The organism is Aquirufa beregesia, assembly GCF_011090385.1.
GTDB lineage: Bacteria > Bacteroidota > Bacteroidia > Cytophagales > Spirosomataceae > Aquirufa > Aquirufa beregesia.
The window spans coordinates 73,719-86,408 of record NZ_SEWW01000001.1 but is presented as its reverse complement, the minus strand read 5'-3'; the positions used below and the strand labels follow the sequence as shown (position 1 = coordinate 86,408).

The following is a 12,690-nucleotide window of genomic DNA, read 5'->3' as shown; positions in this document are numbered from 1 at the left end:
TCTTTGTTTATAAGCGATAATCGCAGATTGCTATCCATTGATTCTTGCTAACTGTTTATTGAAAATCCCTTCCAACTCCTTGTATTTAGCAGGATTCACTTTTGATTCTTTGAAAGCCGAAACAATCAAATTCATCTCGTAGAAAGCTATTTGAATATCACGATCATGTGAACGTACATTGTCTTCTGAGAAGTAATAATCAATGGCTTTAGAATTACGTTTGATAATGGTATTGGCCATACTCAAGGCTTTAGCTTCATCTCCAATTTCTAAATATAAGCCAACCGAACTAGCCGAGAACTGATCGTAAGGAATCACTTTATTAGGCATGACCTTGTCTAAATAATCCAGCACTTGTTTAGCCTTAGGTAAATTCCCTTCACGAATCAATTGATCTGCTAAACGATAAACACCTAGTCGGGCCGTGACACTAGGAATACCTAAATAGAAATCTCCGTGGTAATAAATCTTTTCATCATTTAAACCTCTCCAATACATTTTATTCAAGAAATTATCCGCCATGATTTTTGTATTCACAAAACCATCTTTGGCTCCAGGAATTTTGAATGGCATCAAACGATAAGCATAACCTTCCAATTGCATACTTTCTTTCAATCCCAAATATTGGTCATTGGGTAAAGTAGAAGCAAAATAGATAGGACGCTTCCAACCTGTTTTCGCATTGTTAGAAATGACTTCCAATTGAATCAATTCCCCTTTGAAAATATTTTTACCGGGAAGCTTCCAACCGATGCTGGTACTCAAGAAAGGAGTAAACTCTTTAGGGAACCAATTACTAGCCGCAATTTCCGTTGGATTAACAGGTATTACCAAAGAATCAGATGGGAAAGTATTAATCATATCACCCGATTGAGTCTGAGCTTGAATTCTAGGGTCATTTTTGTGTAATAAATCCAAATAGTCAGGTAATGACATCCCTGTGATATTCGGATTGCCATTATACATCACTTGGTCATTAACACCTTCTAAAAATTGATCTTTCGTTAATTCAATTGGTAAAGGAGCCGATTGATACGTTTGACGTTTCATTTGATCGATATACCAGTCTGTACCCAATAAGGATAAATTACATACACGTACGTCTGTACGGAAGCCTTCTACTTCTTGTACATACCAAAGAGGGAAAGTATCATTGTCTCCACCTGTAAATAGAATGGCATTGGGTGCACAACTATTCAACAAGTTCTTAGCAAAGTCGATTTGATGATATCTACCACTTCTGTCATGATCATCCCAGTTTTGCTGAGCCATAATCAAGGGTGCAGAAAGTCCGAATACGGCTAAAAGAGACCATTTCAACTGAGGACTTCGTACTATCATAGACAACCAATCACCCAATTGCATTACTCCTAATCCAGCCCAAATAGCCATGAAATAAAAGGATCCTACATAAATATAATCCCGTTCACGAGGCTCTACGGGTGGTGAATTTAAATAAACCACCAAGGCTACACCACTGAGAACAAACATTAAAATGGTTATCAGAAAATCCTTTTCATTTTTATTGTACAACAAGTAAAAACCTAGGAAAACCAAGATGAGTGGCAGGAAGAAATAATTATTTCTGGCTTTATTATTGGCCAAATTTTCTGGTAATTTAGATGAGTCTTGGAATGGATTGATAGCCCAAGCATCTTGATAATCACTTTCCCTACCTAAGAAATTCCACAACAAATACCTCATGTACATATGTCCGACCTGATGAGTAAACATAAAACGGAGATTATCACCAAAGCTAGGTTTTTGACCTGCAGGAATTCCTAGCATCTCTTGATACAAGGCCACATGTTGAGGTGAATTACTGTACACCCGAGGTAACAACATTTGCTGGTCCTTTTGGTAGACGTATTCTGGTTTGTAAGTATAGACTTCGTATTTACCGTCTTTCAACTTATAAACAGGCTCTCCTTGCTTAAATTCTTCGATTTCAGCTGTATACACAGGACCATATAGCAAAGAACGCTCTCCATATTGTTCCCTTTTCAAATACTTCAAGAAATTCAAAATATTACTCGGATCGTTCTCATTAATCGGAGGATTATATCCCGAACGAACTAAGGCCACCGTATACGTGGAATAACCTATCATCAAGAATACAAATGAAAACAAGGCTATATTCAATACCTCTTTGCCTTTGGCATAAGAATAACGAATTCCTAAAACCACAGCTATGATGATTAAAAACAAGAAAAATAAGGCCCCACTGCCATTACTCAAGCCCAATGAATTCACAAAGAATAATTCAAACTTGAATGCGATAGAAGGTAATCCAGGAATGATACCTGAATTTATAATAGCCAAAATGACCAATCCGATAAACATAGCAATAAAACCGCCTTTGTAAGTTGGTTTAGCCTCACGTTTAAAATAGTATAAAATAGCCAAGGCTGGCAAAGTCACCAAATTCAATAAATGGACACCGATGGATAGCCCCACTAAATAGGCAATAAATAACAACCAACGGTTTGCTTCAGCACGATCTTCGACCAATTCCCAACGGAAGGCTGCCCATACCACAATCGCGGTAAAGAATGACGACATGGCGTATACTTCAGCTTCTACAGCTGAAAACCAGAAGGAGTCAGAGAAAGTATAAATCAATGAACCAACCACACCCGAAAACAACAAGGTATAGGTTTCTGCCTTATTTAATTCTTCAAAGGATTTGTTGATTACTTTACGACCAATCATCACAATGGTCCAATGCATGAATAAAATAGTCAATGCACTACTGATAACCGAAAGCATATTGACCCAAAAGGCCACCCGACTCACGTCACCAAGAGCCAATAAAGAAAACATTCTTCCTAGCAATAAGAACAAAGGTGCCCCTGGAGGGTGTGGGACTTGCAATTTATAGGAACAGGCGATGAATTCACCGCAATCCCAAAATGAAGCAGTCGGTTCAACGGTTAGTGTATACGTAACCAATGCGATGGCAAATACGCCCCAGCCAGTTACGTTATTTAAGCGTTTAAAATTCATCATATATTACAAATTAAAATCAAATGTACAGGGATTCATCCTGTCAAAAAAAAGCTTTCTGTTAAGAGTTGTTAATTGAATTGCTTTAAAAAGCGAACGTCATTTTCGGTAAATAAGCGTAAATCTTTGATTTGGTATTTCAACATCGTGATGCGTTCAATACCCATTCCAAAGGCAAATCCATTATATTTTTTAGAATCTATGCCTACGTTTTCAAGGACATTGGGATCGACCATACCTGCTCCAGCTATTTCTACCCAACCTGCCTGTTTACATACATTACAGCCTTCTCCTTTACACAGTAAACAAGTAATATCCATTTCAGCACTAGGCTCTGTAAAAGGAAAATAGGAAGGACGGAAACGTACTTTAGTATCTTTTCCAAACATCTCTTTAGCAAAGTGATAAAGAGTATCTTTCAAATCCTTGAAACTCACTTTTTCATCCACATACAATCCTTCAACTTGATGAAAAAGACAATGTGCTCGTGCTGAAATCGCCTCATTACGGTATACTCGTCCTGGCATTACCGAACGAATGGGAGGTTTCTGATGCTGCATCAGACGAATTTGCACATTGGAAGTATGTGTTCTTAACAATACATCATCTTGAATTTCTCCTGCTCCTTTTTCAATAAAAAAGGTATCCTGCATTTCTCTAGCCGGGTGATTAGCAGGGAAATTTAAGGCCGTAAAATTGTAAAAATCTGTTTCAATTTCAGGTCCATCTGAAACAGAAAATCCCATGCGATTGAAGATTTCTAAAATTCGGCTACGGACTAAAGTTAAAGGATGGATAGTTCCTTGTTGAACGGGACTTGATAATGTCAAATCCGAAGGAACGACAAAGCTAGACTTAGCATCAGCAAATGATTCCTGAGCTTGATTAAACTTACTTTCGGCTAGATTTTTTAATTGATTTAAGGCTTGACCAACCTCTCTCCTATTTTCAGCGGGCACATCTTTTAAGCCATCAAATAAACTGGCTAATCGACTTTTACGACCTACGAACTGAATTCGGAATTGCTCTACATCAGATTCATTTGAAATGACAAAAGCCTCAATTTCATCCTGAATCACCTTTATTTGTTCATTCATTCAATAAAACGTTAATTATAATATTTTTATACCCAAGGTAAGATGCCACACACTAGCCTTTTGAGAAATATTCACATCCGTTGGAATGGGCACAGTATTTGACAAATCAGTTAAATTCCCTTCATAACGAAGGTCTAAGGTTAATCCCAATAAATCCAGGCCACCTCCTACAGTATATGAAAAATACGCCTTGGAGATCGCATCTCTAACGGATGCCGAAGAAGTTACCGAAGTAATAGCTTGAGCAATGGTATTATCTGAGTTTAAATTATAGGAAGCGACAGGTCCTGCCAATACATGCAAAGGCCCTAGTTTATATCCCAAAAGAAGAGGTACATCTAAACTTGTATATGCTACATCGACCGATTGATTACGGCTAGAAATAGTAATAGCTGCATTTTTGGCAGTCACTAATACCTCTGGCTCAATGAATAATTTACGTCCAATTCGTGCATAAACTCCACCAACATAACCCGTTTTTAAAGCTAGATTCTGATTAATGATATCATTAATTGGGACAGAAGCTCCTTTATACGTCATACTTTCTACATTAATAGAGGATAAGGTAATACCTCCTTTTATTCCGAAACGGAATAAACTTCCAGTAACTCTCCTAGCCCCAAATTGGGCATTAGCTTGAAAAATCATTCCTAAAAGGAACAAAAACAGTAAGCTGAATTTAATTGACTTTTTCATGATTGGGCGGTTTAATTCAATTAGCTTGTAAAATTATCCTTTTTACTCCGAAAAAAAAGGAAAAACCAAATCAAAGCGTAATTTTGGGTTCTTAATATATTTCTGTGGCCAAAGCCAAAACCTCTTTTATTTGTCAATCTTGTGGACAATCCTCACCTAAATGGTTAGGTAAATGTCCAGCTTGTGAAGAATGGAACACTTTTGTAGAAGAACTCCTTGAAACGACCATACATCCAGCTGAAGTTTGGAAAAATAAAAGTACCATAAGAACGGCTCCTGTACCTAAATTATTGCAGGAAATAAGCTTTGAGAGCAGTCCAAAACTTCAATGCTCCGATGAAGAATTCAATCGGGTGTTAGGCGGAGGTATCGTTCCTGGAAGTTTAGTCTTAATTGGAGGTGAGCCTGGTATTGGTAAATCAACCTTACTGCTTCAAGTTGCCCTTTCTCTTCAAGGCCCTAGAATATTGTATGTAACAGGAGAAGAATCAGAACAACAGATTAAATTAAGAGCTGACCGTTTAGGACCGATTTCTCCGGATTTATATATTTTAACGGAAACCAATACCCAGCAAATCTTCAAACACCTGGTCGACTTAGAGCCTGATTTGATTATCATTGATTCCATTCAAACTTTATATTCAGATCAAATAGAATCTGGGCCTGGCTCTGTTTCTCAAATTAGAGAATGTGCCTTGGAACTCATGAGATTTGCCAAAGAAAGTGGCACCCCCATCTTTTTAGTGGGTCATATCACCAAAGAAGGATCCATTGCAGGGCCTAAAGTGTTGGAACACTTAGTCGATACAGTACTCCAATTTGAAGGAGATCGAAATATGATCTATCGAATTCTTCGTACCACCAAAAATCGCTTTGGAAGCACATCTGAACTTGGCATTTATGAAATGTTGGGCAACGGCCTAAGACCCGTGAGTAATCCTTCGGAAATCCTCCTTTCATCTAGGGATGAGCCAGCATCAGGTATTGCCATTGGAACTATTTTGGAAGGAAATAGACCCTTATTGATAGAAATTCAGTCTTTAGTGACCCAAACTTCTTATGCGACAGCCCAAAGAACTGCTACTGGCTATGATGCCAAACGATTGAACATGTTGCTGGCTGTTTTGGAAAAAAGAGGAGGTTTTAGGCTAGGGGCCCAAGACGTATTTTTGAATATTACAGGTGGTATTCGTGTAGACGATCCCGCCTTGGATTTAGCTGCTTGTATGTCATTACTTTCTTCCCATGAAGATAAAGTCATAGATTCCAGCATTTGTTTTGCCTCAGAAGTAGGTTTGGGAGGAGAATTAAGAGCTGTAACCCGTATAGATCAACGCATCGCAGAAGCAGAAAAACTTGGTTTTAAAGAGATTTGGATCAGTAAATACAACCAAAAAAGCATTAATTATAAAGCCAAAACGATTAAAGTGCAATTGGCAAGTACCTGGATGGAGGTTATGATGAACATTTGGAAACGAACGTAATTTCCGGATAAGCTACTTGTATTAAATGTAATCCATGTGCTGGAACAGCCCTACCAGCTTGTTTTCGGTCTTTAGATGCTAAAATTCTGATTAAATCCACTTGGTCCCATTTCCCTAACCCTATTTCAATCAAAGTACCTACTACCGCCCGGACCATGCCTCGCAAAAAACGATTCCCTTGTATGGTGAAAATCAACTGATTCGTTTGTCTTCTCCAAGATGCTTGGCTAAGTTGACAATCAAACGTATTTACATCCGTTTTTACTTTTGAGAAACTTTGGAAATCTTGGTGATTCAATAGAATCTGGGCTGCTTGATTCATCGCTTCCAAATTTAGTGGAGCTTCAAACCAATAAGCATATTCTCTTGAAAAAGGATCTTTTGTCAGACTTATGTGGTATTCATAGGTTCTGCTGAGCGCATCAAAACGTGCATGAAAATCATCAGGTACTTGATAAATGGCCTGAATCGCTAAACTAGCAGGAAGTATCCGATTCAATCGATAAACCCAATCCACCTTCGGCTGATTTGCCTCCTCTATACAGTCAAAATGGGCAAATTGTTCTTGTGCATGAACACCCGTATCTGTCCTACTGCTCCCCACTAAATCCACAGGGATTCCTGCGATGGTACTGAGTGCTTTTTCTAGTTCTGATTGAACAGAAACCGCATTTTTTTGAATCTGAAATCCATGAAAAAAGCCGCCATCGTACGAAAATTGTAGTAGATAACGGCTCATTTCTATAGGGATTTAATTCAATGCCTTTTCTAAAGCGGTATGGAATGATTCTGACGCTTTTGCTTGTGACGAAACAATTTGTCCATCAACAATAAAATCATGTCCAACAACTACACCTAAATCACTAAAAGGAATAGCTTGTGCTGAAAGTTGTGCTTCAAAGGCGGCTTGTTTTTCAGGAGCAACTGACACTAAAACACGGCTTTGAGCTTCTCCAAATAAGAAGGCATCTTGGCGAATATTTTTGTCTGAATTGATGGCAAAACCTTTTTGACGAGGGAAAGAAGACTCAGCTAAGGCCACTAATAAACCTCCATCGGATAAATCATGTGCTGATTGAATCAAGGATTGTTGAATCAAACTAGCAATTCCGCCTTGTATTTTTTGTTCCGTCTCCAAAACAAAATGTGGAGAAGGACTTGCTTTAACTCCTTTGTACGAATATAAATATTCAGAAGATGCGATATCATTGACACTTTCTCCTACCAAATAAATCAAATCTCCTTCTTCCTTGAAGTCCAAAGTCATTTTTTGACTCGCCTCCTCTAAGATACCCAACATACCAATCGTTGGCGTTGGGAACACAGGACCTTCGTCAGATGATTGGTTATAAAAACTTACGTTACCACCAGTTACAGGTGTTTCAAAAGCCAAACAAGCTTTTCTCATACCTTTGATAGCACCAACAAACTGCCAATATACTTCTGGAACATAAGGATTACCGAAATTCAAGCAATTGGTGATTGCTACTGGCACTCCACCGGAACATACGATATTACGAGCTGCCTCCGCTACAGCAATGGCACAACCCTCCTCTGGATCAGCATTGACGTAACGCGAGTTACAGTCGACCGTGATAACGATGGATTTCTTAGACCCATGTACTTTCACTACCGCTGCATCTGAAGGGGCATTCGTATTACGATTGGCACGACCAATGGATGAATCATATTGTTCGGCAACCCATTTTTTAGAAGCAATGTTCGGATGATTCATTAAGAAATCAAATGCTTTACTTATTTCACCTGCTTCTAAATCGGCAACAGAATCTATCTTAAATTTCTTAAACTCTTGGTAATAAGCTGGTTCACGGTATTCGCGGTGATAGATTGGTGCGCCTCCGCCCAATACTAGATCATCTGCAGGTACATCGGCAACCAATTGTCCATCTTGGAAGAATTGAAGACGTTTTGTATCAGTCACTTCACCAATTTGTTCACAATTTAAATCCCACTTATCAAATATCTTTTTAGCTTCATGCTCTCTACCTTTCTCCACGACGATCAACATACGCTCTTGAGATTCAGATAATAGAATTTCAAAAGGTTTCATGTTCGGTTGACGCGTAGGAACCTTAGATAAATCAATAATCATTCCATGTTCCCCTTTGGCAGACATTTCGGAAGTAGAGCAGATAATACCTGCTGCACCCATGTCTTGAATACCAATCACACAACCTGCTTCAATGATTTCTAAAGAAGCTTCTAATAATAATTTTTCTTGGAAAGGATCACCTACTTGTACGGCAGGTAATTTCTCTGATGATTTAGCTGTGATATCCTCAGAAGCAAAACTTGCTCCACCAATACCATCTTTTCCTGTGGCTGAACCTACTATAAATACGGGATTTCCAACACCATAAGAAATAGCAGATGCTTGTTTTCCTACTTTTAAGATACCAGCAGAAAAGGCATTGACCAATGGATTAGTAGAATAACAATCATCAAAGAATACTTCACCACCTACTGTAGGAATACCAAAGGCATTACCGTAATCACCGATACCTTTCACAACACCTTTGACTAACCACTTGGTTTTGGCTAATTCAATATTTCCAAAACGCAAGGAGTTCAATTGGGCGATCGGACGCGCACCCATCGTAAATATATCCCGATTGATTCCACCAACTCCGGTAGCAGCACCTTGATAAGGCTCTAAGGCTGATGGGTGGTTATGAGATTCAATCTTAAAGGCACATCCTAATCCATCACCTAAATCAACCAACCCTGCATTTTCTTCACCGGCTTTAGCCAACATACGTGGAGAATCTTTCGGCAAGGTTTTTAACCAAACAATGGAGTTTTTATAACTACAGTGCTCAGACCACATCACAGAGAAAATGGATAATTCAGTGAAGTTAGGTTTGCGACCTAAAATCTCCTGAATGCGATCGTACTCTTCTGGTAGTAAACCTAATTTTTTGGCAGTTTCGAGGGTGGGTAAGCTTTCGTTGGATTCCACAATATAAATTTTAATGTAAGAAATGGCTTGGAAGCACACAATTGAGCACAAAGGTAATAATTTTTGCTTGGAGGGAAACGATTAAATCAGGAATATTCCATTTAAGCATATCTATTTCTCCCAATTTTCTTGCCAATACTTTTTATCCTCTGGTGTATCTAAATCTCGGTATTCTTCTTCAAAGGAAATCCACCGACAAATGTCTGGATGAGATTTCCAAAAAGGTCCAAATCCTTTATCTCCCTTCCAATCATGTAATTTATGTTGATGTTCAAAAGGAATCAATACGGGTGGAGAAGATTGACCGCGGAATGAAGAAATGATCACTTGACTGGCATTTTCTTGATGAGCTTCTAGAATGGCATGAAGGTGTTTTTCCTGAACAAATGGAGTATCCACTAACATGAGAAGAATGGCTTCTTTTCGAGGAGCTAAGGCTCTCATACATTCTGCAAGTGTATTTCCTTGTCCTAAAGCCCAATCTTGGCTTTCCAAAATTTCCACCTGTTCCTGAGAAATGATCGACCGAACGGCTTCTTTTTCTGCTCCTAGAACCACAACTATCTCTTCCTTAAAAGGAGCTTGCAAAACCTGCAAGCTCCTTTCTATTAACGTTTTTTGACCTAATCTAAGTAAAGCCTTTGGCTCACCTAGTCGCGAGGAAGCACCTGCCGCTAAAAGAACTCCAAGCATTAGACGTTTGAGATATCAAAAGGTAAAGTTCTCACACGCTTTCCTGTAGCTAAAAACACGGCATTGCATAAAGCAGGTGCTACGGGAGGAAGTCCAGGCTCCCCTACTCCACCGGGTGCTTCGCTACTGGGCATCACGAATACTTCCATCTCGGGTATTTCTCCTTGTCGAAGTACAGCATAGTCGTGGAAATTACTTTGTTGGGTTTGTCCATTGACCACGGTTATTTCATTCTTAATCGCTGCCGTTAAACCCATGGTAATATTACTTTGTACTTGGGCTTTGATATTTCGAGGATTAATAGCTACACCACAGTCAATCACAGAATAGACTTTTTTAATTAAAACTCCATTTCCTTGTTTTTCCACCACGATGGCATGAGCACAAATGGAAGAAAACGAACGAGCTATGGCAATACCTACCGCTTTTCCTTGAGCCTTCAGTTGCTGGTAATTCGATAATTCAGCTAACTTCTTTAAAACCTCCACAAATCGAGGAGAGCCAGCTAACAATTCTAGTCGAAATGCCAAAGGATCTTTTTTCGCATGATGGGCTAGTTCATCGATAAATGATTCTTGACCAAACAAATTGGTAGAAGCATACACAGATCGCCACCAGAGGATAGGTATTTTGGTTTTTACCAAACTAAATGAATTCCTTCTATTCGGGAAAGTATAAGGACTATCTGGCAAATTAATCCCTTCTTCAGCCCAAGGATCTGGAGCATTATCCAAAGGAACTTGGAATACCTGATTTAAAATAGAAGCACCATTCAATCGATGTTCAAAAGCTTGCACCTTTCCTTGTGCATCTAAGGCCCCTTTCATAACAGATAGCATACCAGGACGGAATGGTCCTTGTTGGGTATCATCTTCTCTCGTCCAAATTACTTTGACAGGAGCATTGATTTGCTTAGATAGATGAGCTGCTTCCAATACATAATCGTAATAGGCTTTTCTACCAAAGGCTCCTCCTAAGAAAGTCACATTAATTTTAACATGCTCCTTTTTAAAACCTAAGTAAGTGGCTAATTCGGTAACCAATGAATCGGGGCCTTGAACTGGAGCCCAAACTTCGACTTTACCATCTTGAACATAGACAGTAGCGTTTTCAGGTTCCATGGGCGCATGAGCTAAAAAAGGAGTTTGATAGGAAGCCTCTATTAGTTGATTGGCTCCAGCAAATGCCTTATTCACATCACCTGTCAATGATTCTTTGTATTCAAATCCTGGTGATTTACCGGCTTCCTTCAATTGATTGAAGTACTTCTCCGTATTCATGGCATCCGCTTCAGTACTTTCCCATTCAATATCCAAGAGACGTTTTCCTTTTAGGGCAGCCCAATAGGAATCAGCTAATACGGCAACAGCCTCTGTACTAGCATGAGGCATTTTACGCTCAGTTTTTAATACGAATTTTACACCTGGACTAGCAATGGCTTTTTCTCCATGATAGGATTTTACTTTGGCATGAATACTTGGAGCATGAGCTATACTGGCGTATAACATACCTGGAATGACCACATCCATGCCAAATTTAGCAGTTCCATTTACTTTGGATGGTATTTCGGGCCTTGGAAGGGACTTACCTATTTGCGTAAAATCAGCAGGATTTTTTAGAACGGGACTGGAAGGTACAGGTAATTTAGCTGCCGAAGCTACTAATTCACCATATCCCAAGCTGATTGTTTTGTTCTTTTGATAAACACGTCCTTCTTTGGCATAACATGCACTAACGGGAACATGCCAGTGATTGGCAGCAGCCTGAACAAGCATTTCTTTAACTGCAGCACCTACAGTTCTCATAGGAAGGTAACGGGTACTCACAGATGATGAGCCTCCAGAAAGCTGAGAACCAAATTTAGCCGAACCATCAGAGGTGACAATTTCTACTTGGTCTAAACGAACTTCTAATTCCTCTGCAATCAGCATAGGGATGGATTGGGAGGTTCCCTGACCCATATCTGGCCTAGCATTAAACAAGGTTACTTTACCTGATTCATTAATCAGTACATAGGGATTTATCTCTACTCCAATATGAGGTTCATGAGCCAAATTCCTGACTTTCACCCCTTTCCCATTGGCTAAATTTTCAAAACCAATGGCAAGAAAAGCTGCCGTTTGGGCACTTATCTTAATAAAATCTCTTCTCGAGGTTTGCTTTGTTGTATTCGCGCTCATTTGGATTTCGTTTTAGTTTGGCTTTTCATGGATTTAGCCGCAGCATGTATCGCTTTGCGCATGTCTTGGTAAGTACCACATCGACAAATATTTCCAGCTAAGGCAGTGTCAATATCTTGATCCGTGGGATTTGGATTGGAATCCAATAAAGCCGCTACGGCTAATATCTGACCCGATTGACAATATCCACATTGTGGAACTTGCTCTTTAATCCAAGCTAATTGAACTGGGTGGCTTGTCGTAGTAGATAAACCTTCAATACTAATAAGTTTATCTTCAGGCTTGATGCTAGAAATTGGAGTTGAACAAGAGCGAATCGGATGACCGTTTAATAAAACTGTACATGCCCCGCAAAGACCCATCCCACATCCAAATTTAGTACCTGTCATCCCTATTTCATCCCGAATTACCCATAAAAGGGGTGTATCAGAAGCTACATCCACCAGATGTTTCTTCCCATTAAGTTTGATGCTGTACTTACTCATGGTTTTGATTAATAGATTAGAATATAAATTTACAATAAAATCAATTTCCTTTCGTCTTAGATGGGAAAT

At 39.2% G+C, this 12,690-nt stretch carries 9 protein-coding genes; 1 reads left to right on the top strand and 8 read right to left on the bottom strand.

Annotation, left to right across the window (positions count from 1 at the left end; genetic code table 11):
- Positions 1 to 30 precede the first annotated feature (30 nt).
- From EWU23_RS00365 to EWU23_RS00355, 3 genes are all read right to left on the bottom strand, one after another.
- Positions 31 to 3,009 (bottom strand): glycosyltransferase family 117 protein, encoded by a 2,979-nt coding sequence (locus EWU23_RS00365; protein WP_166227701.1) that lies wholly within the window; start codon positions 3,007 to 3,009, stop codon positions 31 to 33.
- 68 nt (positions 3,010 to 3,077) lie between these two features.
- Positions 3,078 to 4,103 carry a phenylalanine--tRNA ligase subunit alpha gene (gene pheS, locus EWU23_RS00360; RefSeq protein WP_166227699.1) on the bottom strand — a complete coding sequence of 342 codons (1,026 nt, stop codon included), beginning with the start codon at positions 4,101 to 4,103 and terminating at the stop codon, positions 3,078 to 3,080.
- Positions 4,104 to 4,118: 15 nt separating this feature from the next.
- Positions 4,119 to 4,799, bottom strand: coding sequence for an outer membrane beta-barrel protein (locus EWU23_RS00355; protein WP_166227697.1), 681 nt, complete (start codon positions 4,797 to 4,799; stop codon positions 4,119 to 4,121).
- A 104-nt stretch (positions 4,800 to 4,903) separates the two neighbouring features.
- Here EWU23_RS00355 and radA point away from each other — a divergent pair, with 104 nt between their 5' ends.
- A complete protein-coding gene (gene radA, locus EWU23_RS00350; RefSeq protein ID WP_166227695.1) occupies positions 4,904 to 6,283 on the top strand; it encodes a DNA repair protein RadA in 1,380 nt (459 codons plus the stop codon).
- Here the strand turns inward: radA and truA are convergent.
- From truA to EWU23_RS00325, 5 genes are all read right to left on the bottom strand, one after another.
- Complete coding sequence (gene truA / locus EWU23_RS00345) at positions 6,255 to 7,022, bottom strand: tRNA pseudouridine(38-40) synthase TruA (RefSeq protein WP_166227693.1); 768 nt, start codon at positions 7,020 to 7,022, stop codon at positions 6,255 to 6,257. The genes radA and truA overlap by 29 nt on opposite strands.
- 12 nt (positions 7,023 to 7,034) lie before the next feature.
- Positions 7,035 to 9,263: a phosphoribosylformylglycinamidine synthase subunit PurL gene (purL, locus tag EWU23_RS00340; protein WP_166227691.1), complete on the bottom strand. Its 2,229-nt coding sequence runs from the start codon at positions 9,261 to 9,263 to the stop codon at positions 7,035 to 7,037.
- A gap of 111 nt (positions 9,264 to 9,374) precedes the next feature.
- Positions 9,375 to 9,956 (bottom strand): nucleotidyltransferase family protein, encoded by a 582-nt coding sequence (locus EWU23_RS00335; RefSeq protein ID WP_166227689.1) that lies wholly within the window; start codon positions 9,954 to 9,956, stop codon positions 9,375 to 9,377.
- Complete coding sequence (locus EWU23_RS00330) at positions 9,956 to 12,136, bottom strand: xanthine dehydrogenase family protein molybdopterin-binding subunit (RefSeq protein ID WP_166227687.1); 2,181 nt, start codon at positions 12,134 to 12,136, stop codon at positions 9,956 to 9,958. Before EWU23_RS00330 ends, EWU23_RS00335 begins: the two co-directional genes overlap by 1 nt.
- Entirely contained in the window at positions 12,133 to 12,621 is a 489-nt protein-coding gene (locus EWU23_RS00325; protein WP_166227685.1) for a (2Fe-2S)-binding protein, read from the bottom strand. Before EWU23_RS00325 ends, EWU23_RS00330 begins: the two co-directional genes overlap by 4 nt.
- Positions 12,622 to 12,690 lie beyond the last annotated feature (69 nt).